Here is a 22141-nt window from a genome sequence, read left to right on the forward strand (position 1 = left end):
ATCATGTCCACATTGAACCAAGCCCATTGCGAAGCCTGCCGCGCCGATGCCCCTCAGGTCAGCGACGAAGAACTGCCGGTGCTGATCAAGCAGATCCCGGACTGGAACATCGAAGTCCGCGACAGCGTCATGCAGCTGGAAAAGGTTTTCCTGTTCAAGAACTTCAAACACGCGCTGGCGTTCACCAACGCCGTCGGGGAAATCTCCGAGGCCGAAGGTCATCACCCAGGCCTGTTGACCGAGTGGGGCAAAGTCACCGTGACCTGGTGGAGCCACTCCATCAAAGGCCTGCACCGCAACGATTTCATCATGGCCGCGCGCACTGACGAAGTGGCCAAGGACGCCGAGGGCCGCAAATAATGCATTTCGACGCCATAGGTCGAGTACCCGGCGACCCGATTCTCGGCCTGATGGAGGCCTATGCGCAGGACCCCAACCCGCGCAAATTCGACCTTGGCGTAGGCGTTTATAAAGATGCCTTTGGCCTGACGCCGATTCCCCAGGCCGTGAAGCTCGCCGAGCAGCGCCTGGTGGATCGCCAGACCACCAAGACCTACATCGGTGGTCACGGCGAACCGGCGTTCGGCAAAGTCATCAATGAGTTGGTGCTCGGCGCCGACTCGGCGCTGATCGCCGAACAACGGGCCGGCGTCACCCAGACGCCAGGCGGCACCGGTGCGCTGCGCTTGAGCGCGGACTTCATCGCCCAGTGCCTGCCGGGCTGCGGCGTGTGGCTGAGCAACCCGACCTGGCCGATTCACGAAACCATTTTCGCCACGGCTGGGGTCAAGGTTAACCACTACCCTTATGTCGGCAGCGATAACCGCCTTGATGTTGAAGCGATGCTGGCAGCGCTCAACGAAGCGCCGAAGGGCGATGTGGTTTTACTGCACGCCTGCTGCCACAACCCCACCGGTTTCGATCTGTCCCACGACGACTGGCGCCGGGTGCTGGAGGTCGTGCGCAGTCGCGATCTGGTGCCGCTGATCGACTTCGCGTATCAGGGTTTCGGCGACGGGCTGGAGCAGGATGCGTGGTCGACCCGGTTGTTCGCGGCTGAATTGCCGGAAGTGCTGATCACCAGTTCCTGCTCGAAAAACTTCGGCCTGTACCGCGACCGCACGGGGGCGTTGATTGTCTGCGCGAAGACCGCTGACAAACTGGTCGATATCCGCAGCCAACTGGCCAATATCGCCCGCAACTTGTGGTCGACGCCGCCGGATCATGGCGCGGCCGTGGTGGCGACGATCCTCGGCGACCCGGAGCTGAAAAGCCTTTGGGCCAACGAAGTGGAAGCCATGCGCTTGCGTATTGCCCAACTGCGCAGCGGTCTGGTCGAGGCGCTGGAGCCTCATGGTTTGCGCGAACGCTTTGCGCACATTGGTGTGCAACGCGGGATGTTTTCCTACACCGGGTTGACGCCTGACCAGGTTAAACAATTGCGTGATCATCACAGCGTTTACATGGTCGGTACCGGCCGTGCGAACGTCGCGGGAATTGATGCGACGCGTCTTGATTTGCTGGCCGAGGCAATCGCCGAAGTCTGCAAATAACCCGCCCTGCAGGAGCGAGCTTGCTCGCGATAGAGTTTCAGTCGACACCCAAGTGTCTGACACACCATCGCGAGCAAGCTCACTCCTACACACACCTGTCTAGACAAGCCCACCCGTCGAAACAAATAGATATAAAAGTCTATTTGTCATTTCTCCTGCTGTATCCTGCCCAAGCTTTGTAAAAGCGCGGATCTACCAGATCTATCAACAGACTTTGCGAGGAGCGCGAAACATGCACGAGATCCCTAATCTCCCCTTCCCAAGCCTGCACGAAACTGAGCAGACACCCACGCAACAAGCCGGCGCCCAACAGCCCGAGCCGAAAGAAGCCACTGAACGCCGCCAGGCCGACAGCGAAGACTGAAACACCCGCAATGCCAGACCGTGTGGAAAGCGCTAACATGCGCTTTCCACACCGCCTGAACTGTGAGCCCCGCACCATGACCGATGATTTTAGCGAGACCCAGGCCAGCGTCCTGATTGGCACCGCCGAGAAGATGATCGAGATCTGGAATCGCCTGTCCCCCGAGAAACAAGCGGCATTGCTCGCCCGTTTCGGCAGCGAAGAAAATGCCCTGGCCGCCCTGGTCACGACGCAACTGGTCGCCCCCGCCAAACCCTGATCCGCCTCCACCTGGCAAATAGTTTTACTTTTCCACGCCCCGCCACCGCTCACGCCGCTATCATAAGCAGCCTATCTATCCTGCTTTCCCGTGGACCTTTACCCATGTCTGAAAACCAGCGCCCCCTGGCGGTCACGCTGCAAGTTGTTTCCATCGTCCTGTTCACTTTTATTGGCTACCTCAATATCGGCATTCCCCTGGCCGTGTTGCCCGGCTACGTCCACAGCGACCTGGGTTTCGGCGCCGTGGTCGCGGGTCTGGTGATCAGCGTGCAATACCTGGCCACCCTGCTCAGCCGTCCCTACGCCGGAAAAATCATTGATAACAAGGGCAGCAAACTGGCGGTGATGTATGGCCTCGCCGGTTGCGGCCTGAGCGGCGTATTCATGCTGCTTTCGGCCTGGACCCAAAGCCTGCCGATGCTGAGCCTGATCAGCCTGTTGATCGGCCGCCTGGTGCTCGGCAGCGCGGAAAGCCTGGTGGGCTCTGGCTCGATTGGCTGGGGCATCGGCCGGGTCGGCGCGGCGAACACCGCCAAAGTGATCTCGTGGAACGGCATCGCCAGTTATGGCGCACTGGCCGTTGGTGCACCGCTCGGCGTGCTGCTGGTCAGTCAGTTGGGCCTGTGGAGCATGGGCGTGAGCATCGTCTTGCTGGCCGTGCTGGGTCTGGCGCTGGCGTGGCCGAAGACCGCCGCACCGATTGTGGTCGGGGAGCGATTGCCGTTCATGCACGTGCTGGGTCGAGTGCTGCCGCACGGTTGTGGCCTGGCGCTGGGTTCGATCGGCTTCGGCACCATCGCCACCTTCATCACCCTGTATTACGCCACGCAACACTGGGACAACGCGGTGTTGTGCCTGAGCCTGTTTGGTGCGAGCTTCATCGGCGCGCGACTGCTGTTCGGCAACCTGATCAACCGTCTCGGTGGTTTTCGCGTGGCCATAGCCTGCCTGTCGGTGGAAACCTTGGGGCTGTTGCTGCTGTGGCTGGCGCCGGATGCTCATTGGGCACTGGCCGGTGCGGCGCTGAGCGGTTTCGGTTTTTCGCTGGTGTTCCCGGCGCTGGGCGTGGAAGCAGTCAATCTGGTACCAGCGTCGAGCCGTGGCGCAGCGGTCGGCGCTTACTCGCTGTTCATCGATTTGTCGCTGGGGATTACCGGGCCGTTGGCGGGCGCGATTGCTGCCGGATTTGGATTTGCCTCGATCTTCCTGTTCGCCGCCATCGCCGCGTTAAGCGGGTTGATGCTCAGCGTTTATCTGTACCGACAAGCGCCTAAGTATCGAGAAGAGCGCGACGCCCGCTAGAAGTCGATCTTGCCGCGTCCAGCCTTGATGCTGCCGCGCTTGGTCTTGGATTCGAGCCGGCGCTTCTTCGAGCCGAGGGTCGGTTTGGTCGGACGGCGTTTCTTTTCGACCTTGGTCGCGCTGAGGATCAACTCGGTCAGCCGCTCCAGCGCATCGGCGCGATTGGCCTCCTGCGTGCGGTATTGCTGGGCCTTGATGATCAACACCCCTTCGCTGGTAATGCGGCTGTCCCGCAACGCCAGCAGCCGCTCCTTGTAGAATTCGGGCAAGGACGAGGCCGGAATGTCGAAGCGCAGGTGCACGGCACTGGAGACCTTGTTGACGTTCTGCCCACCGGCGCCCTGGGCACGAATGGCGGTCAATTCGATCTCGGCATCCGGTAGGTGCACGTTGTTGGATATCACCAGCATAGGTATTTCACAGAGGCTCAGTCAGGCAGCGGCCATTATCCCTGTGTTTGATTCCATAGGCGTACTTTTTCATGGATGACCGAAAGTCAGACCTTCTGGCAACTTGGTTCTACGCTAAAGAATTCAGATCACGCCGGTCTGGTTTTTCAATCGGAGATACCTATGCCTCGTCGCTTGTTTGCCGCTTTGTGTTTGCTGATGTCATTCAGTGCTGTTCATGCCGAGCAACGCTGGGAAACACTGCCTGCTACCCCCGCACCGATCACCAGCGCAAAAACGGGGCATGCCGACGTCAACGGTATTAAGCTTTACTACTCGATAACCGGTCATGGATCGCCTGTCGTACTGCTCCACGGCGGTCTGGCCAATTCCGATTATTGGGGCCATCAGGTCAAGGCCCTCTCGGCAAAACACACCGTCATCACCCTCGACAGTCGAGGCCATGGCCGCAGCTCGCGAGATGCGCGACCTTTTGGTTATGACCTGATGGCGGATGACGTCATCGCAGTGCTCGATAAACTGAAGATCGCGCGGGCCGACTTCGTGGGCTGGAGTGACGGCGCCATTCTCGGGCTTGATCTGGCGATGCGTTATCCGCAACGCGTTGGCAAGGTTTTCGCCTTCGCTGCCAATACCCAGACGTCGGGCGTCAAGGAAGGTGTCGAGAAGAACCCAACGTTCGCCGCCTACATAGAACGAGCCGGCAAGGAGTACGCGAAGCTGTCGCCCACCCCCAAAGAGTACGACGCGTTCGTCGAGCAAATCAGCCATATGTGGGCGAGCCAACCGAACTGGACCACGGAAGATCTGGCGAAGATAAAAAGCCCGGTATTGATCGTCGATGGCGACCATGACGAAGCCATCAAACGCGAACACACCGAATACATGGCCTCGGCCATTCCCGGTGCGGGCCTGCTGATCCTGCCCAATGCCAGCCATTTCGCCTTTATCCAGGACCCGGAGTTCTTCAACGCTTCGGTGCAGAGCTTTCTGGACCACCCGTAAACGCTGATGCAAAAACGACAAACCCGGCACATGGCCGGGTTTGTTGTTTCTGCGCGTTGCGTTATTTCACAGCCACCTGCAACGCATGTTGAGCACTGCGTTTGTTCTTGATGCCGTAGCAAATCCACATGAACGCGACCCACACCGGAATCGCGTACACCGACACTTGGATGCCCGGAATCAGCAGCATCACGCCGAGAATGAACACCACGAAGGCCAGGCAGATGTAGTTGCCGTACGGATACCACAGGGCCTTGAACAGCGGCGTCTGCAGGGTCTTGTTCATGTGCTGGCGGAACTTGAAGTGCGAATAGCTGATCATCGCCCAGTTGATCACCAACGTGGCCACCACCAGCGACATCAGCAGTTCCAGCGCGTTTTGCGGGATCAGGTAGTTCAACAACACCGCAATCAATGTCACCGCCGCCGAGGCGAGGATCGAGCGCACCGGCACGCCACGCTTGTCGATTTTCGCCAGGGCTTTCGGTGCATCGCCCTGCTCGGCCATGCCCAGCAGCATGCGGCTGTTGCAGTAGGTGCCGCTGTTGTATACCGACAACGCCGCAGTCAGAACCACGAAGTTTAGGATGTGCGCGGCGGTGTTGCTGCCGAGCATCGAGAACACTTGCACGAACGGGCTGCCGCTGTACGAATCGCCAGAGGCGTTCAGGGTCGCCAGCAGGCTGTCCCACGGCGTCAGCGACAGCAGGATGACCAGCGCGCCGATGTAGAAAATCAGAATCCGGTAGATCACCTGGTTGATGGCTTTCGGGATCACGGTTTTAGGTTTGTCGGCTTCGGCTGCAGTGAAACCGAGCATTTCCAGGCCACCGAAGGAAAACATGATGATCGCCATGGCCATCACCAGACCGCTGACGCCATTCGGGAAGAAACCGCCGTGGGACCACAGGTTACTGACCGATGCTTGCGGGCCACCGTTGCCACTGACCAGCAAATAGCTGCCCAGGGCAATCATGCCGACGATCGCCACGACCTTGATGATCGCGAACCAGAACTCGGCTTCGCCGAAGACTTTGACGTTGGCCAGGTTGATCAAATTGATCAGCACGAAGAACCCGGCTGCCGAGACCCAGGTCGGGATGTCCGGCGCCCAGTAGTGGATGTATTTGCCGACGGCGGTCAGCTCCGACATGCCCACCAGAATGTACAGAATCCAGCAGTTCCAGCCCGACAGGAAACCGGCGAAACCACCCCAGTACTTGTGCGCGAAGTGGCTGAAGGAACCGGCCACAGGCTCTTCGACGATCATTTCGCCGAGTTGGCGCATGATCATGAAGGCGATGAAACCGCAGATGGCGTAGCCGAGGATCATCGACGGGCCAGCGGATTTCAGCACACCGGCCGAGCCCAGGAACAGGCCGGTACCGATCGCGCCACCGAGGGCGATCAGTTGAATATGACGATTCTTCAGGCCGCGTTTCAGCTCGCCTGAATGCGAGTTTTGTCCACTCATGAAAAGGGTCTCACGCAAGGTTTGATGATGTTCAATAGACGTTGCTGCTCGGTTGCGACGTTAAGCAGCGCCGATCAAACCCCAGCGCAGGCACCAGGAGTTCAGCGTATTTACAACGGTCATGCGTCACCTGTTTGTTTTTATCTGTGACGAAATCGAACCCGACACGCTCGTGACGCGGCGGAGTGAACAAGGCGGATAGCCTTGAAGTTTGCGCAGATGCGCAGGAGGTCACAGGTAAAACGCGGCGCATTGTACACCGCTAACCCCCTGCTGCCAGACACCGCTGGATCAGCGTGTCGGTTGCCGGGGTTGCACGTGTCCACCTCGAAGCGCTCGGGCGGCTGCAAAAAGGGAGTCAGACCTTTGCGGGTCGTCGGCGTGAGCGATAGGAAAGCCGCCCCGCGGGGAGAAGTGGAAATGAGTCACGGCGTACATTGCGCCTCCTTTTTGTTATGCACCTGCACGACAGGCATGGGGCGCATCTCACCCTGCATGGGGCGGTGAAACAAGCGGGCCAGAGCGCTGAAAAAGTTCTAAAGGCTCATAGAGCGGAAGATATTTCTTACAGTTATCGCCCAAGGTGGGTTTCTCGAGGGCAAGCCGGACAAATCGTCAGGTTTTCTTTACGCGGCGTAACATCTGTTTTCCATCCGGACTTTGGCAGTGCCCTCACTGTCGCCTTCGCGGGCAAGCCCGCTCCCACGGTTGACCGGGTTGTCGCACTGAAACGCGATCAAAATGTGGGGCTTGCCCGCGAAGAGGCCCTCAAGAACAACACCCAGCCAAAACCAGCGCAAAAAAAAACGCCAACCCCGAAGGTTGGCGTTTTTTAGTAGCGCTTACCGATTACTCAGGCTTGCGCCGACCGAAGCCCGGACGCTGGCCCGAACCGGCTGGCGCGCCGCGACGCTTGCCCGATGGCTTGTCTCCCTCGACCAGCTTGATGCCCGGACGTTTTGGCGCTGGCTTTGCCGGACGCTTGGTGTCCGAAGGACGATCGGCCACTGGCGTACCGCGACCCGACTCTCCACGACCAGCAGGAGCACCACGATCGCTGCGACCACCGCTTGGCGCACCGCGGCCTTCGCCACGTTCAGTGCGACCGTTGGCTGGACGCGGTGTGCGTGGACCGCGCTCGCCATCAGCACGTGGCGCTGCTGGTTTGCGGGCTGGACGCTCGCCTTCGATTTGCGGTTCACGGGAGTCACGCGGCGTCGCAGCGGTCTGGTTACCGATTGCTGGACGCAACGAACGCACGCGTTCGGTCTTGCCCATCGGACGCGACGATTTACGCTGCATGCGGTCGAGCTTGTCTTTGCTCTTGGCGTTCATCTGCGGCATGGCCACCGGCGTCAGGCCGACTTCCGCACTCAGAATGTCGACTTCGTACTGGCTCATTTCGCGCCAGCGACCCATCGGCAGGTCGGAGTTCAGGAACACCGGACCGAAACGCACGCGTTTCAGACGGCTGACCACCAGGCCCTGGGATTCCCACAGACGACGAACCTCACGGTTACGCCCTTCCATCACCACGCAGTGGTACCAGTGGTTGAAGCCTTCGCCACCGGGTGCTTGCTTGATGTCGGTGAACTTGGCCGGGCCGTCTTCGAGGACGACGCCTGCTTTCAAGCGCTCGATCATCTCGTCATCGACTTCGCCACGCACACGTACCGCGTACTCACGGTCCATCTCGTAGGAAGGGTGCATCAGGCGGTTAGCCAATTCACCGTCAGTGGTGAACATCAGCAGACCGGTGGTGTTGATGTCCAGACGACCGATGTTGATCCAGCGACCTTCTTTTGGTTTCGGCATCTTGTCGAAAACGGTTGGACGGCCTTCCGGGTCAAGGCGGGTGCAGATTTCGCCGTCAGGCTTGTTGTACATGATCACGCGGCGTACCGACTCGGCGGCTTCTTCGCGCTTGATCACCTTGCCATCAATGGTGATGGCGTCGTGCATGTCGACGCGCTGCCCGAGGGTGGCGTCTTTGCCATTGACCTTGATGCGGCCGTGGCTGATCCAGGCTTCTACGTCACGGCGCGAGCCGACGCCGATACGGGCGAGGACTTTCTGCAGTTTTTCGCCTGCTGGGCCGATTTCCTGGTCGTCTTTCTGGTCGTTGATACTCATCTGGGCACCTCCCGGTGTGGTCTGTTCAGGCTGCTCTGAAGTGAGGGTCCTGAAGCGTTGAAAGCTTGTACTCGGGCGAAGGGATCGCTCGAGGGCCGTGAATCATACGCTCATGGGAGCGTTTGCGCATCAGAGACTAGCTGATGAATGGCGAGTTACCTGGATTTCCGCCGACCGGTGGCGCCGAGTTTGATCAAGCGCAACGCCGCTTCGGTGAGGACGGTGCGTTTGTCGGTCTTGTCGAGTTTCTTCCAGGCCTTGATTTCGCGCTTGCTGCGGCCGCAATCGAGGCAGATGTCATCGGTGAATTTGCAGACGCTGATGCAGGGGGCTTTGGTTCAGCTCATCAAATCCTCGACCACACACACCCCTTGTAGGAGCTTGCCGGCGATAGCGGTGCGTCAGTCGAAATGTTTGGTGCCTGGAACACCGCTATCGCCGGCAAGCCGGCTCCTACGGGGAATTTCGGTGTCCACGGGGCTGGCAATCAATCTTCGAATTCGCGGCGTTCGGCTTCGATGGCTTCGGCGAGGGCCCGGGCTTCGGCTTCTTCGTCAGACAACTCGGGCTCGGGTTTCGGCTGTTCGAGCGCAGCGACGGCGGCCAGGAGTTTTTCGCGCGCCTCGGCGACGCCAAGCACGTCATCTTCCTGCTCTTCTTCGACAGTGGCTTCGGGCTCAACCGGAAGTTCAGCTTCGATCTCAGGCTCCGGCAACTCCAAAACCTCCTCGGTGCCGGTCACCTCGCCATCGCGCAGGATGTCATCAAAGTCGGTCTTGAGCCCCTCCTCCATGGTGTCCAGCTCCAGCAACAACGTATGGAAACTGGTTTCTTCCTTCGGCTCTTCCGGCTCGGCGCTGGCATCCGCCAGTTCCTGCAACCCGGCCGGCACTGGCGCGTCGTCGAAGTCGAGCACCGGGTCAGGCTCCAGCTCGCGCAGTTCAGCCAGCGGCGGCAGATCGTCGAGGTTTTTCAGGTTGAAGTGATCGAGAAACGCCTTGGTCGTGGCAAACATCGCTGGCTTACCGGGCACATCGCGATAACCGACGACGCGAATCCACTCCCGCTCCAGCAACGTCTTGACGATGTGACTGTTGACCGCCACGCCCCGCACGTCTTCGATCTCGCCCCGGGTGATCGGCTGGCGATAGGCGATCAGCGCCATGGTTTCGAGCATGGCGCGGGAATAACGTTGAGGCCGCTCTTCCCACAAACGCCCGACCCATGGCGAGAATTTTTCGCGGATCTGCAGGCGATAGCCGGAGGCGACTTCCTTCAGCTCAAACGCCCGGCCATCGCAGGACTTGGCCAGAATCGTCAGGGCTCTCTTGAAAACCGGTGGCTCTGGCCGCTCGCCCTCTTCAAAGAGTTCGAACAGGCGTTCAAGCGATTGCGGTTTTCCCGAGGCCAACAGAAAGGCTTCAAGCAGTGGCGCCAGCTCGCGGGGTTCAGTCAGGTTCATGATTCAACTCGTTATTCGGCTCGGGCTCGCACGTGGATGGCCGCGAACGGCTCATTCTGCACCAGCTCGACCAAAGATTCCTTGACCAGTTCGAGGATCGCCATAAAGGTCACCACGACACCCAAGCGCCCTTCTTCGGCAGTGAACAGCTCGATAAACGGCACGAAACCGCCGCCCTTGAGCCGCTCCAACACGTCGCTCATGCGTTCGCGCGTTGACAGCGCCTCGCGACTGACCTGGTGACTTTCGAACATGTCGCCACGGCGCAACACCTCGGCCATGGACATCAGCAATTCGTCCAGACTGACGTCGGGCAACAGCTTGCGCGCCCGGGCCTCCGGGGCATCCAGCTTGGGCACCACCACGTCACGACCGACGCGGCTCAGGCCATCGATGCCTTCGGCAGCAGCCTTGAAGCGCTCGTATTCCTGCAAGCGACGGATCAGTTCGGCACGCGGGTCGTCTTCTTCGTCTTCGATGGTTTCGGCGCGGGGCAACAGCATCCGCGATTTGATCTCGGCCAGCATCGCGGCCATCACCAGGTACTCGGCGGCCAGCTCCAGGCGCACCGACTGCATCAACTCGACGTAGCCCATGTACTGGCGGGTGATTTCCGCCACCGGGATGTCGAGGATGTTGATGTTCTGTTTGCGGATCAGGTACAGCAGCAGGTCGAGGGGGCCTTCAAAGGCTTCGAGAAAGACCTCGAGCGCATCCGGCGGAATGTAAAGATCCAGCGGCATTTCCAGCACGGCCTGGCCATAGACCATGGCGAAAGGCAGTTCTTGCTGGGCACCGGCTTGACTGTCGACAACGGGTTCTACTGCAGACATCTACGCCTCGGCCATGAACGGCGTCGGGTCGCCGCAACCGACACGGATCACTTCAGGCTCGCCGTCGGCGAGGCTGATCACGGTGGACGCCTTGATGCCGCCGAAACCGCCGTCGATGATCAGGTCAACCTGATGCTCGAGCAATTGGCGCATTTCGTACGGATCGGTGAGCGGATCGGTATCGCCGGGCATGATCAGCGTCACGCTCATCAGCGGCTCGCCGAGTTCCTCCAGCAGCGCCAGGGCAATCGGATGGCTGGGTACACGCAGGCCGATGGTGCGTTTTTTCGGGTGCAACAACAGCCGCGGGACTTCACGGGTGGCGTTGAGAATGAAGGTGTAAGGCCCCGGCAGATGCGCCTTGAGCACACGGAAAGTGCCGGTATCGATCTTGGCGAACAGCCCGAGTTGTGACAGATCGCTGCAAATCAGCGCGAAGTTGTGTTTCTCATCCAGTTGACGCAACCGGCGCACGCGCTCCACGGCATTCTTGTCGCCAATCTGGCAACCAATGGCGTAGGACGAGTCTGTGGGATAAATCACCACCCCGCCGTTGCGGATGATCTCGACTGCCTGTTTGATCAGGCGCGCTTGCGGGTTTTCCGGATGAATCTGGAAAAATTGACTCACATTCTCTACCTGTTCAGACGGCGGCAATAATTGGGTCATGTTTGAATCGACACCACAGTGGTGGCAGATCCTCCGGGAGCGGGCGGTATTCACCGATCTCGGACCAGCCTCCAGGGCCATGAAAATCACTGCCGGCGCTGACCAGCAGACCGAACTCGCGGGCGAGAATCGCCAGGCTGCCCACTTGTTCGGCGGGCTGATGGCCATTGACCACTTCGATAGCGTGGCCCCCAGCTTGAATATAGTCAGAAATCAGGCGGCGGCGCTTGCTGCGCGTGAAATCGTAGTGCCAGGGATGCGCCAGGCTCACCCAGGCCTTGGCTGCGCGCAGGGTTTCGACGGTTTCTTCCAGGGTCGGCCAGTGTTGCTTGACGTCCCCCAGCTTGCCGGCGCCCAGCCATTTGCGGAACGCTTCGGCGCGATCCTTGACGAAACCTTCGCGCACCATCCAGTCGGCGAAGTGCGGACGAGCCGGCGCGTTGCCGCTGTCGCCCAGTTCCTGCTGAATCGCCCGAGCACCTTCAAGTGCGCCCGGCATGCCCTTCAACGCCAGTTTGCGGCTTATTTCTTCGGACCGTAGCCAGCGGCCATCGTGCAATTTGGCGATGGCTTCGACCAACGGTGCAGCATTGACATCAAATCCGTAGCCCAGCACATGAATGGTCGCACCGCCCCAAGTGCAGGATAACTCGACGCCGTTGACCAATTGCATCCCCAGAGCCGTGGCCGCACTACGGGCCTCGTCGAGGCCTTCAAGGGTGTCGTGATCGGTCAAGGACAGCACTCGCACGCCTTTTTCGAATGCACGCGCAACCAGAACCGCAGGCGCCAGGGCGCCATCGGAGGCCGTGCTATGGCAGTGCAAATCAACATTCACAGGGATGTGTAACCTCAAATCAGCTGGCGCTATCGCGCGCCCATATGTTTGTTATTATGCCGCCACATCCTGCTTCTGGCTGCCACTGTGAAACAATTCATCGATTTCATCCCGCTCCTGCTGTTTTTCATCGTATTCAAAATCGATCCACGGGTCGTCGACATCGTCGGTCATCCCGTGACTGTAGGCGGTATTTACAGCGCCACCGCGATGCTGATCATCAGCTCGCTGGTGGTGTACGGCACGCTGTTCATCAAGCAGCGCAAGCTGGAAAAAAGCCAGTGGCTGACGCTCATCGCCTGCCTGGTCTTCGGCAGCCTGACGTTGGCGTTCCACAGCGAGACCTTCCTGAAATGGAAAGCCCCGGTGGTCAATTGGCTGTTTGCCCTGGCGTTCATCGGTAGCCACTTCATCGGCGATCAACTGCTGATCAAGCGCATCATGGGCCACGCACTGACCCTGCCGGACGCTGTCTGGACTCGCCTGAACATCGCCTGGATCGCATTCTTCCTGTTTTGCGGTGCCGCCAACCTGTTCGTCGCTTTCACGTTTCAGGATTACTGGGTCGACTTCAAAGTCTTCGGCAGCCTGGGCATGACCCTGTTGTTCCTGGTCGCTCAGGGTATTTACCTGTCCCGCCACCTGCACGACGCCGATACCACCACGCCAAAAACCGAGGACTGACATGCTTTACGCAATCATTGCCACAGACGTCGCCAACTCCCTGGAAGCCCGCCTGGCCGCACGGCCTGCACACCTTGAGCGCCTGCAAGTGCTCAAGGGCGAAGGTCGTATCGTATTGGCCGGCCCACACCCGGCGGTCGACAGCAATGATCCGGGCGCAGCGGGTTTCACCGGCAGCCTGATCGTCGCCGAATTCGACTCCCTGAGTGCCGCCCAGGCCTGGGCCGACGCCGATCCGTACATCGTCGCAGGTGTCTACGCCAACGTTTCGGTCAAGCCGTTCAAGCAAGTCCTCCCGTAAATGCCTCCCGCGCGATGAACCTTATTGGTTCATCGCGCGCTCAATCGCTCATTATTCTCGTTTGCCTGCCGACAACCTGCCCAATAATCGATTGGATTCAGGAGCTCCGATGCGCAAAGGTCCGTTGTGTCTGATGTTGGTCACGTTGTCGATCGTGGCGCCCGCCCACGGTGAGGAAAGTGCCGCCAGTGGCAATTCGACGCCTCTGTCCTTGAGCGCCGGGAGCCAGATCAGCGAGTTGCAGCAACGCTTGAAGGTGAGCGAACAGCAACGAGAAGAACTGAGCAAACAACTGCAAAGTGCCGATGGCGAACGCGAAAGCGCCCAGTTGAGCCGGTTGCGCCAGGAGAATCAGCGTCTGAAGCTGCAACTCAAGGAAGCCCAGGCCAGCAGTCCGCTGCCGCGCTTTTTGACAGACCAGCAGCAATGGTTCGTGATCGGTGCGGGAGTTGCGCTATTGGCCCTGCTCTGCGGTATCTTCGCCAGTGGTGCAAGTCGAAAACGTCGACAATGGCTAAATTGAGTGAGTCATGAGCGAGCTGTTATTAATTGATGACGATCAGGAGCTGTGTGAGCTGCTGGTCAGTTGGCTGAGCCAGGAAGGCTTTCAGGTCCGGGCTTGCCACGACGGTCAGAGTGCTCGTCGTGCGTTGGCCGAAACATCCCCTGCGGCGGTGGTGCTGGATGTGATGCTGCCGGACGGCAGCGGCCTGGAACTGCTCAAGCAATTGCGCAGCGACCACCCTGAGTTGCCGGTGCTGATGCTTTCGGCCCGCGGCGAGCCCCTGGACCGCATCCTCGGCCTGGAACTCGGCGCCGACGATTACCTGGCCAAACCGTGCGATCCACGGGAACTCACCGCCCGCCTGCGCGCCGTTTTGCGCCGCAGTCATCCGGCGGCGGTGTCCAGCCAGCTCGAATTGGGCGACCTGTGTTTCAGCCCGGTGCGTGGCGTCGTCAGCATCGATGAACAGGAATTCACCCTCACCGTCTCCGAAAGTCGTTTGCTCGAAGCATTACTCAAACAACCGGGCGAGCCGCTGGACAAACAGGAACTGGCGCAGATCGCCCTCGGTCGCAAGCTGACCTTGTACGACCGCAGCCTGGACATGCACGTCAGCAACCTGCGCAAAAAAATCGGCCCCCACCCCGACGGCCGCCCGCGCATCGTCGCCCTGCGCAGCCGCGGCTACTACTACAGCCTCTGAAATCCTCTGCCCCCTGTAGGAGCTGGCTTGCCAGCGATAACGGTGTATCTGACACACCCCGTCGTCTGCATCGCCAGCAAGCCGGCTCCCACAGGTCAGGTGCTGCTTCAGGCAGAGTTTGTCAGGAAGGTACAAAACCGTCTTTACCGAAGCTTTACGCTCCGCTGACCGCCGCTGACCTTGATCTCCGTAATCTGTATTCATCCGGAACGTACCGGGAACGAGACAAGGAGATTCACCATGCGCAAGACTCTTATCGCTCTGATGTTCGCTGCCGCCCTGCCAACCGTTGCCATGGCCATGCCTGAAGGCGCCGGTCCGATGGGTGGTCCGATGGACGGCCCGCGCCACGGCGGTCAGATGCACGAGCACGGTAAAGGTGGCCCGTACAGCCAACTGGATTTGAGCCGCGAACAGCGCGAGCAGATCCGCAAGATCATGGGCGAACAGATGCATGATCGTAAGCACCTGGTCGACAAATACCTGGAAAAACTCTCGCCAGCCGACCAGAAAGCCATGAAAGACGAAATGGTCGCTAAACATCAGAAAGCTCAAGCCGATGTGCGCGCCGTGCTGAAACCGGATCAACAGAAGAAATTCGACGAGATCGAGAAAAAACAGGCTGAGCGCCGTGCCGAATGGGCTGAGTTCAAAGCGTGGAAAGCGCAGCAACCGCAAAAAGCGCAATAATGCGCTGACCCAGGACCCAACGGCTGAACCACCGTTGGGTCTGACACCACTCGATTTATGTGGGAGCGGGCTTGCTCGCGAAAGCGGTGTGTCAGATACGGAGATGTCTACTGATACACCGCCTTCGCGAGCGAGCCCGCTCCCACACTGGTCTGTGTTTTTTGAGGATTTTCTGTGCGCTCATTGTTCTGGCGTATCCTGGCCAGCTTCTGGCTGGCCATCGCTCTGGTGGCAGGGCTGTCCATTTTGCTCGGACACATGCTCAACCAAGACGCGTGGATTCTCAGCCGCCACCCGGGCCTCAACACCCTGGCCGAAGAATGGACGCAAACCTACGAAGCCCAGGGCGAAGAAGCCGCCCAGGACATTCTCGAACAGCGCAAACGCCAGTATCACATCGACGTTCAGGTACTCAACGAAAGCGGCGACCCGGTCGTTCGCGGCACCTTTCCGCGCCGCGCGGCCGCCTTCGAAGCACGGCAGAACAACGATGACCGGCGTCTGCCGTGGCGTCGCCTGACGGCGGAGTACACCAGCGAAAAAACTGGCGACACCTACCTGCTGATTTATCGCATTCCGCACCCGGAGCTGGACTCATGGCACCGCGAAAGCCTGCTTTGGCCACTGAGTGCACTGGGCATCGCGCTCGTGGTGCTGACCCTGTTCAGCCTGTTCGTGACCCTGTCCATCACCCGACCGCTAAGCCGCTTGCGCGGCGCGGTGCACGATCTTGGGCAAACCACCTATCAACAGAACAGTCTGGTGAAACTGGCCAACCGTCGCGATGAGTTCGGCGTGCTCGCCAACGATTTCAACCGCATGGGCTCACGCCTGCAAAGTTTGATCGGCAGTCAGCGCCAACTGTTGCGCGATGTGTCCCACGAGTTGCGCTCCCCTCTCGCCCGGCTGCGCATAGCGCTGGCACTGGCCGAACGGGCCAACCCTGAGGAACGGGAAAAACTCTGGCCGCGCCTGACACGCGAGTGCGACCGACTGGAAGCGCTGATCAGCGAAATCCTGGTACTGGCGCGGGTCGATGCCGACAACGCCAGCGCGGAAGACGTTGATCTGAATGCGCTGCTCAACACCCTGCAAAAGGATGCACAACTGGGTTCGCCGGAGCAGAACGTTCGCCTCGACGCAGAACCGCAGCTGAATCTCAAAGGCTGGCCGACGATGATCGAGCGTGCCCTGGACAACCTGCTGCGCAACGCCCAGCGCTTCAACCCGGTGGGGCAATCGATTGAAATGCAGGCGGTGCGTCAGGGTGAGCGGATTGTGGTGAGTGTGCGCGACCATGGACCCGGCGTGGATGCCGAGCATTTGAGTCAGTTGGGTGAGCCGTTTTATCGGGCGCCGGGGCAGACGGCGGCCGGGCACGGTTTGGGATTGGCCATTGCACGCAGAGCGGCGGAGCGGCATGGCGGGAGCCTGGTGTTGGCGAATCATCCGGATGGCGGGTTTATCGCCAGCCTCGAATTACCGTTAGTGCCGGGGGCCGTCGTCCAACCGTGATCCTTTGTGGGAGCGGGCTTGCTCGCGTAGGTGGGTCAGTCGACATCATTGTTTTCTGACACACCGCCTTCGCGAGCAAGCCCGCTCCCACATTGATCGGCGGTGTCAGGCCTTGCCGGGCCAGGCGCTGACAAATTCGGCCAGATCAGCCTTCTCCGCTACCCGCGGTTCTTTCTGCGGCGTGCCCAGATACAGGAACGCAATCACCTCTTCCCCTTCCGCCAAGCCCAAGCCTTTGGCCACATGTGCCGAATACGCCAACTCACCAGTGCGCCAAACCGCGCCAATCCCTTGCGCGTAGGCCGCCAGTAAAATCCCGTGCGCCGCACAACCCGCCGCCAGCAACTGCTCGGACTTTGGGTACTTGGCGTGATCCTGCAACCGCGCGATCACCACGACCACCAGCGGTGCGCGCAGCGGACCATTGCGCGCCTTGTCCAAGGCCGCTTCGGACACATCACTGTCTTGCAGTTTCGCGGCTTCGGCCAGCAACTCGCCCATTTGCTCACGCGCAGCGCCTTCGACTGTCAGGAAGCGCCAAGGCTGCAAGTGGCCGTGGTCAGGCGCCCGCATTGCGGCGTTAAACAGCACTTCGCGCTGCTGCACGGTAGGGGCCGGGTCGATCAGTCGTGGAACGGAAACACGGTTGAGCAAAGCGTCGAGAGCCTGCATCGGCCACCTCCTGAAAAAAATGTCTGGCCATTCTAGCTGCAAGTGCCACGGGGATGCCGGTTTACATGCCCTGCCCCACGGGTAGAATGGCGCCCTTCCTACTTTCAGCCCGAGCGGACTTCATGGCGTTGCCGACCTTACGTCTCATTGGTTTCATCATCGGCCTCTTCCTGATCACGCTGGCGATCGCCATGGTCGTGCCCATGGCCACCCTGGTTATTTTCGATCGCACCGGCGACCTGCCGTCGTTCCTCTGGGCCAGCATGATCACCTTTGTCGCCGGCTTGGCGCTGGTGATCCCCGGTCGCCCCGAGCAGGTGCACCTGCGCCCGCGGGACATGTACCTGCTGACCGTCAGCAGTTGGCTGGTGGTGTGCATATTCGCGGCGCTGCCATTCCTGCTGACCCAGCACATCAGCTACACCGACTCGTTCTTCGAAAGCATGTCCGGGATTACGGCCACCGGCTCAACGGTGCTCAATCATCTCGATGACATGTCTCCCGGCATCCTGATGTGGCGCTCGTTGCTGCACTGGATCGGCGGCATCGGCTTTATCGGCATGGCCGTCGCGATTCTGCCACTGCTGCGCATCGGTGGCATGCGGCTGTTTCAGACCGAGTCGTCGGACCGTTCCGAAAAAGTCATGCCCCGTTCGCACATGGTGGCGCGGTTGATCGTCGCGGCCTACGTCGGCATTACCATTTTCGGCAGCCTGGCGTTCTGGTGGGCCGGGATGAGTCCGTTCGATGCGATCAACCACGCGATGTCGGCGATTTCCACCGGCGGTTTTTCCACCTCCGATCAGTCACTGGCCAAGTGGACGCAACCGGCGGTGCACTGGGTGGCGATCGTCATCATGATTCTCGGCAGCTTGCCGTTCACCCTGTACGTGGCGACCTTGCGCGGTAACCGTCGGGCGCTGATCAAGGATCAGCAGGTGCAAGGCTTGCTCGGCATGTTGCTGGTGACCTGGCTGGTGCTAGGCACCTGGTACTGGTGGACCACCCAGCTGCATTGGCTGGACGCATTGCGGCATGTGGCGCTGAACGTGACGTCAGTGGTAACGACCACCGGTTTCGCACTCGGGGACTACAGCCTCTGGGGCAATTTCTCGCTGATGCTGTTCTTTTATCTGGGTTTTGTCGGCGGCTGCTCGGGATCGACTGCGGGCGGGATCAAGATTTTCCGTTTCCAGGTCGCCTACATTCTGCTCAAGGCCAACCTTAACCAGCTGATTCACCCGCGCGCGGTGATCAAGCAGAAGTACAACGGCCATCGCCTCGACGAAGAGATCGTGCGTTCGATCCTGACCTTTTCGTTCTTCTTCGCCATTACCATCTGCGTGATCGCCCTGCTGCTGTCGCTGCTCGGCGTCGACTGGATGACCGCGCTGACCGGCGCCGCCAGTACTGTTTCCGGGGTCGGCCCGGGACTGGGCGAGACCATTGGCCCGGCGGGCAACTTCGCCACCCTGCCGGATGCCGCAAAGTGGATTCTGTCGTTCGGCATGCTGCTCGGCCGACTCGAGATCATTACGGTGTTTGTTCTGTGTATTCCGGCGTTCTGGCGTCACTGACCGGGTTCGGCGAATCCATCAGCCGCACCCGGTACTCGCCGGGGGTGGCATCGAACCAGCGTCGGAAGGCGCGGAAGAAGTTGCTCGGATCAGCGAACCCCAACAGGTAGGCAATTTCCAGCAGGGTCATGCTCGGTTGCGCCAGATACTGCTCCGCCAGTTCGCGCCGGGTGTCATCGAGCAACGTCTGAAAACTCGTGCCCTCTTCCTGCAAACGCCGCTGTAACGTCCGTTGCGACAAGTGCAGCGTCTGCGCCACGGTATCGCGCTTGGGCTCGCCCTGGGGCAGTAAACGGCACAATACCTGACGCGCCTTGTGGGTCACGCGGCTTTCGGAAAACCGCGCCAGGTATTCCCCGGCAAAGCGGTCATGCAGCAGCGCCATGGCCTCGTTGGCGGTCGGCAACGGTGCCTCCATGTCAGAGCGCTCGAAAATCAGCGCGTCATAGGGCGCGTTGAACACCAGCGGCGCATGGAAGGCTTGTTTATACGGTTCGAGATCGGCGGGCTGTTCGCCCTGCACCAGCACCTTGCGCGGTTGCAGGGTGCGCCCGGTCAGCCAGCCGCACAGCGCCAGCGCGCAGGCCAGCGAGGCTTCGGCACTTTGCCGGGTCGGCGGCAGGTGGTCGCCGTGGACCGTCAGAATCAGTGCATACCCTTCATCCAGCAGACGGAAACTCAGGTCGGCACTTTCGGCGATGATCCGCTGATAACGCACCAGCCGCTGAAAGCCTTCGGCCAGGGTCTGACTGGACATCAAGGCGTACCCAGCCACGTGGAAGGACGCGGGCCTCACCACCTTGCCCATGTTCAGGCCAATCGCCGGGTTGCCGGACAGCTCGACCGCGCGCTGCCACAGTCGTGTCATGGAATCTTGCGGGAAGCGCGCATCCGGATCGTCCAGGGACGCGTAGTCGAGCCCCAGCTGTTTGAACAGAACCCGGCAATCCAGGCCGTCCATCTCCAGTGCTTTGACAATCCCCATCGCCCAGCTTGCAGAAGTCGTTCGTTCGCTCATGGCGTTTACTTACATGGTGAGCCGCATGCTACGGCCAATTTCCGAAGGATACTAAAGTGGCGCCCATTGTCACTGGCTGATACCAATGATCACTCTAGACTCAAATAAGCTACCCGCAGAACAACTTGCAGCCAGAACAGCAACCACAGAGATCGCAGTCGTGGAAAACATCAAGCGTTTCAACAGCTTCGCTGAGTTTTACCCGTATTACCTCAGCGAACACAGCAACAGTACCTGCCGACGATTGCACTTTATTGGCACAACGCTGGTTATTTTCATTCTGGCGCTGACCATCGGTAAAGGCGCCTGGTTGCTGCTGCTGGCCATTCCGCTGGCGGGCTACAGCTTCGCCTGGTTCGGGCATTTCTTTTTTGAAAAGAATCGTCCTGCAACCTTTCAGCATCCGTTTTACAGCCTGCTCGGCGATTTCGTGATGTACCGCGACATGATTCTAGGTCGCGTACCGTTCTAGGTGCAGCCGCTGTTCAGAAATAAAAACAAAGAGAGACTAGCCGATGAATGCCAACGCCCGTTTCACCCACATGCAGGACGGCACGCAAGAAGACTGGGCGATCATCGCCGCCGACTTCAGTGCCTACGCGAGGCAATTACCGACACGGATTGTGGCGCACCTGAAATTGCTTGAGGGTGATTTTGGCGGCTTCCCGGTGGATCGTCTAACTCACTCCCTGCAAACCGCCAGCCGCGCCTGGCGCGATGGTCGCGACGAAGAGTACGTGGTGTGCGCCCTGCTTCACGACATCGGTGACACGTTGGGCTCCTACAACCACCCGGACATCGCGGCGGCGATCCTCAAGCCATTCGTCAGCGCCGAGAATATGTGGATGGTGGAGAAACACGGGATTTTCCAGGGTTACTACTTTTTCCATCACTTGGGGATGGACCGGCATTTACGCGAGCAATTCAGCGGGCATCCGCAGTATCAGGCGACCATCGAATTCTGCGCGAAGTACGATGCGGCGGCGTTTGATCCGGCGTATGAAACGCTGCCGCTGAGTTTCTTTGAGCCGATGATGGAGCGGTTGTTTGCTCATCCCAAGCATTCAATTTACACAGCGGCGATGGAGGAGCACGCGCCGGCCTGATGAATCAGGGGTGTCTGGTCTGGCCTCATCGCGGGCAAGCCCGCTCCCACAGTAATTGGGGTGAACCCAAAATCTGTGAACGCCCGAGAATCCTGTGGGAGCGGGCTTGCCCACGATGAGGCCAGCGCCGACATCCTGACTTTCAAGCCGGCTCCGCGATTTTAACGGTTTTCAACTCCGCCTCCCGCGCCTGGGCATCCGCCAACCGGTACAACTCGATCGAACCATCCCAGTGCTCGATCAGCGCCGTGCACGACTCCACCCAATCCCCGCAATTGAGGTAATCCACCCCGCCGACCTTGCGAATCTCGGCATGGTGAATGTGCCCGCACACCACACCGTGCAACTCGCGTTTGACGCATTCGTGGGCGATGGCTTCTTCAAAATCGCTGATGAAGCTGACCGCGGTTTTCACTTTGTGCTTGAGGTACGCCGACAAGGACCAGTAGCCGTAGCCATAGCGGGCGCGCCAATGGTTGAGCCAGCGGTTGAGGGTCAGGGTGAATTCGTAGGCCGAGTCACCGAGGAACGCCAACCAGCGGTGATAGCGAGTGATCACGTCGAACTGGTCGCCGTGGATCACCAGCAAATGACGGCCGTCGGCGGTCACGTGCACCGCTTCGTCCACCAACTGAATGTTGCCCAGAATCAGCTTCGAGTAACGGCGCAGGAATTCGTCGTGGTTGCCGGTGACATAAATCACCTCGGTGCCGCGCTTGCTCATGGTCAGCAGGCGACGGATCACGTTGGTGTGCGCCTGAGGCCAGTACATGCCACCGCGCAGTTTCCAGCCATCGATGATGTCGCCGACCAGATAGATCTTGTCCGCGTGGTAGCCCTTGAGAAATTGTGACAAGTGCTCGGCCTGGCAATCCCGTGTGCCCAAATGCACATCGGAAATCCACAAGGTCCGCACACGTTGCTTACGACTGGGTTTGGCGAGCTCGGCGCTGGTCATGGGCAACCCTCTGCGATTGTTTTTGCAAGCTTGCGCCGGTCGGGTTAATCGCCCATGACAGTGACAAGTCAGTCCGGTGACAACGCACGTGAGTGCTCGCGGTGTAGA

At 59.9% G+C, this 22141-nt stretch carries 27 protein-coding genes; 16 read left to right on the forward strand and 11 right to left on the reverse strand.

Features of this window, described 5'->3' with window-relative positions; translation table 11 throughout:
• The first annotated feature begins 3 nt into the window (after window positions 1-3).
• From ACI77H_RS06270 to ACI77H_RS06290, 5 genes are all read left to right on the forward strand, one after another.
• A complete protein-coding gene (locus tag ACI77H_RS06270) occupies window positions 4-360 on the forward strand; it encodes a 4a-hydroxytetrahydrobiopterin dehydratase (protein ID WP_008030478.1) in 357 nt (118 codons plus the stop codon).
• Entirely contained in the window at window positions 360-1553 is a 1194-nt protein-coding gene (locus ACI77H_RS06275) for an amino acid aminotransferase (protein WP_407010984.1), read from the forward strand. Before ACI77H_RS06270 ends, ACI77H_RS06275 begins: the two co-directional genes overlap by 1 nt.
• Before the next feature lie 232 nt (window positions 1554-1785).
• Window positions 1786-1917, forward strand: coding sequence for a hypothetical protein (locus ACI77H_RS06280; protein WP_008030474.1), 132 nt, complete (start codon window positions 1786-1788; stop codon window positions 1915-1917).
• A 76-nt stretch (window positions 1918-1993) separates the two neighbouring features.
• Complete coding sequence (locus ACI77H_RS06285; protein WP_008030471.1) at window positions 1994-2176, forward strand: hypothetical protein; 183 nt, start codon at window positions 1994-1996, stop codon at window positions 2174-2176.
• A gap of 104 nt (window positions 2177-2280) precedes the next feature.
• Entirely contained in the window at window positions 2281-3480 is a 1200-nt protein-coding gene (locus ACI77H_RS06290) for an MFS transporter (RefSeq protein ID WP_407010985.1), read from the forward strand.
• Here the strand turns inward: ACI77H_RS06290 and arfB are convergent.
• Window positions 3477-3890, reverse strand: a complete 414-nt coding sequence (gene arfB / locus ACI77H_RS06295) for an alternative ribosome rescue aminoacyl-tRNA hydrolase ArfB (protein WP_123364512.1) — start codon at window positions 3888-3890, stop codon at window positions 3477-3479. The genes ACI77H_RS06290 and arfB overlap by 4 nt on opposite strands.
• A 162-nt stretch (window positions 3891-4052) precedes the next feature.
• On the opposite strand from arfB, the gene ACI77H_RS06300 reads away from it, so the two are divergent.
• Window positions 4053-4895 (forward strand): alpha/beta fold hydrolase, encoded by an 843-nt coding sequence (locus ACI77H_RS06300; RefSeq protein ID WP_407010986.1) that lies wholly within the window; start codon window positions 4053-4055, stop codon window positions 4893-4895.
• A gap of 61 nt (window positions 4896-4956) precedes the next feature.
• Here ACI77H_RS06300 and ACI77H_RS06305 read toward each other — a convergent pair whose 3' ends face one another.
• Window positions 4957-6369: an amino acid permease gene (locus ACI77H_RS06305; RefSeq protein ID WP_407010987.1), complete on the reverse strand. Its 1413-nt coding sequence runs from the start codon at window positions 6367-6369 to the stop codon at window positions 4957-4959.
• 455 nt (window positions 6370-6824) lie between these two features.
• Between ACI77H_RS06305 and ACI77H_RS06310 the strand changes: the two genes are divergently transcribed.
• On the forward strand, window positions 6825-7205 hold the full coding sequence (locus ACI77H_RS06310) for a hypothetical protein (protein ID WP_407010988.1): 381 nt from the start codon (window positions 6825-6827) through the stop codon (window positions 7203-7205).
• Window positions 7206-7218: 13 nt separating this feature from the next.
• Here the strand turns inward: ACI77H_RS06310 and rluB are convergent, their stop codons facing one another.
• The 6 genes from rluB to ACI77H_RS06340 form a co-directional block, all read right to left on the reverse strand.
• Window positions 7219-8502, reverse strand: a complete 1284-nt coding sequence (gene rluB, locus ACI77H_RS06315) for a 23S rRNA pseudouridine(2605) synthase RluB (RefSeq protein WP_407010989.1) — start codon at window positions 8500-8502, stop codon at window positions 7219-7221.
• A gap of 155 nt (window positions 8503-8657) precedes the next feature.
• A complete protein-coding gene (locus ACI77H_RS06320; RefSeq protein WP_407011047.1) occupies window positions 8658-8825 on the reverse strand; it encodes a DUF1289 domain-containing protein in 168 nt (55 codons plus the stop codon).
• 164 nt (window positions 8826-8989) lie between these two features.
• Window positions 8990-9964: an SMC-Scp complex subunit ScpB gene (gene scpB / locus ACI77H_RS06325; RefSeq protein ID WP_407010990.1), complete on the reverse strand. Its 975-nt coding sequence runs from the start codon at window positions 9962-9964 to the stop codon at window positions 8990-8992.
• A gap of 11 nt (window positions 9965-9975) precedes the next feature.
• Window positions 9976-10797 carry a segregation and condensation protein A gene (locus ACI77H_RS06330; RefSeq protein WP_407010991.1) on the reverse strand — a complete coding sequence of 274 codons (822 nt, stop codon included), beginning with the start codon at window positions 10795-10797 and terminating at the stop codon, window positions 9976-9978.
• Window positions 10798-11427: an L-threonylcarbamoyladenylate synthase gene (locus ACI77H_RS06335; protein WP_150630275.1), complete on the reverse strand. Its 630-nt coding sequence runs from the start codon at window positions 11425-11427 to the stop codon at window positions 10798-10800.
• 13 nt (window positions 11428-11440) lie between these two features.
• Entirely contained in the window at window positions 11441-12304 is an 864-nt protein-coding gene (locus tag ACI77H_RS06340; protein WP_407010992.1) for a PHP domain-containing protein, read from the reverse strand.
• Window positions 12305-12391: 87 nt separating this feature from the next.
• Between ACI77H_RS06340 and ACI77H_RS06345 the strand changes: the two genes are divergently transcribed.
• The 6 genes from ACI77H_RS06345 (at window position 12392) to ACI77H_RS06370 (ending at window position 16702) form a co-directional block, all read left to right on the forward strand.
• Window positions 12392-12988 carry a septation protein A gene (locus ACI77H_RS06345; RefSeq protein WP_407010993.1) on the forward strand — a complete coding sequence of 199 codons (597 nt, stop codon included), beginning with the start codon at window positions 12392-12394 and terminating at the stop codon, window positions 12986-12988.
• A gap of 1 nt (window position 12989) precedes the next feature.
• Window positions 12990-13289 (forward strand): YciI family protein, encoded by a 300-nt coding sequence (locus tag ACI77H_RS06350; protein WP_407010994.1) that lies wholly within the window; start codon window positions 12990-12992, stop codon window positions 13287-13289.
• A gap of 109 nt (window positions 13290-13398) precedes the next feature.
• The gene (locus tag ACI77H_RS06355) at window positions 13399-13812 is read left to right on the forward strand and encodes a translation initiation factor 2 (protein WP_407010995.1); all 414 of its coding nucleotides are present in this window, start codon (window positions 13399-13401) and stop codon (window positions 13810-13812) included.
• Between the two features lie 7 nt (window positions 13813-13819).
• Window positions 13820-14497 carry a response regulator transcription factor gene (locus tag ACI77H_RS06360; RefSeq protein ID WP_407010996.1) on the forward strand — a complete coding sequence of 226 codons (678 nt, stop codon included), beginning with the start codon at window positions 13820-13822 and terminating at the stop codon, window positions 14495-14497.
• A 240-nt stretch (window positions 14498-14737) separates the two neighbouring features.
• A complete protein-coding gene (locus ACI77H_RS06365) occupies window positions 14738-15187 on the forward strand; it encodes a Spy/CpxP family protein refolding chaperone (RefSeq protein ID WP_407010997.1) in 450 nt (149 codons plus the stop codon).
• A 174-nt stretch (window positions 15188-15361) separates the two neighbouring features.
• Window positions 15362-16702, forward strand: coding sequence for a sensor histidine kinase (locus ACI77H_RS06370; RefSeq protein WP_407010998.1), 1341 nt, complete (start codon window positions 15362-15364; stop codon window positions 16700-16702).
• Between the two features lie 105 nt (window positions 16703-16807).
• On the opposite strand, the gene ACI77H_RS06375 is transcribed toward ACI77H_RS06370, so the two are convergent.
• On the reverse strand, window positions 16808-17374 hold the full coding sequence (locus ACI77H_RS06375; RefSeq protein WP_407010999.1) for an NAD(P)H nitroreductase: 567 nt from the start codon (window positions 17372-17374) through the stop codon (window positions 16808-16810).
• 122 nt (window positions 17375-17496) lie between these two features.
• On the opposite strand from ACI77H_RS06375, the gene ACI77H_RS06380 reads away from it, so the two are divergent.
• On the forward strand, window positions 17497-18951 hold the full coding sequence (locus ACI77H_RS06380) for a TrkH family potassium uptake protein (RefSeq protein WP_407011001.1): 1455 nt from the start codon (window positions 17497-17499) through the stop codon (window positions 18949-18951).
• Here the strand turns inward: ACI77H_RS06380 and ACI77H_RS06385 are convergent.
• Window positions 18908-19969: an AraC family transcriptional regulator gene (locus ACI77H_RS06385; RefSeq protein WP_407011002.1), complete on the reverse strand. Its 1062-nt coding sequence runs from the start codon at window positions 19967-19969 to the stop codon at window positions 18908-18910. The genes ACI77H_RS06380 and ACI77H_RS06385 overlap by 44 nt on opposite strands.
• Before the next feature lie 160 nt (window positions 19970-20129).
• On the opposite strand from ACI77H_RS06385, the gene ACI77H_RS06390 reads away from it, so the two are divergent.
• Complete coding sequence (locus ACI77H_RS06390; RefSeq protein ID WP_407011004.1) at window positions 20130-20441, forward strand: Mpo1-like protein; 312 nt, start codon at window positions 20130-20132, stop codon at window positions 20439-20441.
• 43 nt (window positions 20442-20484) lie between these two features.
• The gene (locus ACI77H_RS06395; protein ID WP_407011006.1) at window positions 20485-21075 is read left to right on the forward strand and encodes an HD domain-containing protein; all 591 of its coding nucleotides are present in this window, start codon (window positions 20485-20487) and stop codon (window positions 21073-21075) included.
• A 142-nt stretch (window positions 21076-21217) separates the two neighbouring features.
• Here ACI77H_RS06395 and ACI77H_RS06400 read toward each other — a convergent pair whose 3' ends face one another.
• Complete coding sequence (locus tag ACI77H_RS06400) at window positions 21218-22033, reverse strand: UDP-2,3-diacylglucosamine diphosphatase (protein WP_407011007.1); 816 nt, start codon at window positions 22031-22033, stop codon at window positions 21218-21220.
• Between the last annotated feature and the right edge of the window lie 108 nt (window positions 22034-22141).

Source organism: Pseudomonas sp. O230 (assembly GCF_045447035.1).
GTDB lineage: Bacteria > Pseudomonadota > Gammaproteobacteria > Pseudomonadales > Pseudomonadaceae > Aquipseudomonas.

Excerpts from the sequence above, each read along its gene's own strand:
- ACI77H_RS06270 (WP_008030478.1), top strand. The coding sequence starts at position 4 with ATGTCCACATTGAACCAAGCCCATTGCGAAGCCTGCCGCGCCGATGCC.
- ACI77H_RS06275 (WP_407010984.1), top strand. The coding sequence starts at position 360 with ATGCATTTCGACGCCATAGGTCGAGTACCCGGCGACCCGATTCTCGGC.
- ACI77H_RS06280 (WP_008030474.1), top strand. The coding sequence starts at position 1,786 with ATGCACGAGATCCCTAATCTCCCCTTCCCAAGCCTGCACGAAACTGAG.
- ACI77H_RS06285 (WP_008030471.1), top strand. The coding sequence starts at position 1,994 with ATGACCGATGATTTTAGCGAGACCCAGGCCAGCGTCCTGATTGGCACC.
- ACI77H_RS06290 (WP_407010985.1), top strand. The coding sequence starts at position 2,281 with ATGTCTGAAAACCAGCGCCCCCTGGCGGTCACGCTGCAAGTTGTTTCC.
- arfB (WP_123364512.1), bottom strand. The coding sequence starts at position 3,890 with ATGCTGGTGATATCCAACAACGTGCACCTACCGGATGCCGAGATCGAA.
- ACI77H_RS06300 (WP_407010986.1), top strand. The coding sequence starts at position 4,053 with ATGCCTCGTCGCTTGTTTGCCGCTTTGTGTTTGCTGATGTCATTCAGT.
- ACI77H_RS06305 (WP_407010987.1), bottom strand. The coding sequence starts at position 6,369 with ATGAGTGGACAAAACTCGCATTCAGGCGAGCTGAAACGCGGCCTGAAG.
- ACI77H_RS06310 (WP_407010988.1), top strand. The coding sequence starts at position 6,825 with ATGCACCTGCACGACAGGCATGGGGCGCATCTCACCCTGCATGGGGCG.
- rluB (WP_407010989.1), bottom strand. The coding sequence starts at position 8,502 with ATGAGTATCAACGACCAGAAAGACGACCAGGAAATCGGCCCAGCAGGC.
- scpB (WP_407010990.1), bottom strand. The coding sequence starts at position 9,964 with ATGAACCTGACTGAACCCCGCGAGCTGGCGCCACTGCTTGAAGCCTTT.
- ACI77H_RS06330 (WP_407010991.1), bottom strand. The coding sequence starts at position 10,797 with ATGTCTGCAGTAGAACCCGTTGTCGACAGTCAAGCCGGTGCCCAGCAA.
- ACI77H_RS06350 (WP_407010994.1), top strand. The coding sequence starts at position 12,990 with ATGCTTTACGCAATCATTGCCACAGACGTCGCCAACTCCCTGGAAGCC.
- ACI77H_RS06355 (WP_407010995.1), top strand. The coding sequence starts at position 13,399 with ATGCGCAAAGGTCCGTTGTGTCTGATGTTGGTCACGTTGTCGATCGTG.
- ACI77H_RS06360 (WP_407010996.1), top strand. The coding sequence starts at position 13,820 with ATGAGCGAGCTGTTATTAATTGATGACGATCAGGAGCTGTGTGAGCTG.
- ACI77H_RS06365 (WP_407010997.1), top strand. The coding sequence starts at position 14,738 with ATGCGCAAGACTCTTATCGCTCTGATGTTCGCTGCCGCCCTGCCAACC.
- ACI77H_RS06375 (WP_407010999.1), bottom strand. The coding sequence starts at position 17,374 with ATGCAGGCTCTCGACGCTTTGCTCAACCGTGTTTCCGTTCCACGACTG.
- ACI77H_RS06380 (WP_407011001.1), top strand. The coding sequence starts at position 17,497 with ATGGCGTTGCCGACCTTACGTCTCATTGGTTTCATCATCGGCCTCTTC.
- ACI77H_RS06385 (WP_407011002.1), bottom strand. The coding sequence starts at position 19,969 with ATGAGCGAACGAACGACTTCTGCAAGCTGGGCGATGGGGATTGTCAAA.
- ACI77H_RS06395 (WP_407011006.1), top strand. The coding sequence starts at position 20,485 with ATGAATGCCAACGCCCGTTTCACCCACATGCAGGACGGCACGCAAGAA.
- ACI77H_RS06400 (WP_407011007.1), bottom strand. The coding sequence starts at position 22,033 with ATGACCAGCGCCGAGCTCGCCAAACCCAGTCGTAAGCAACGTGTGCGG.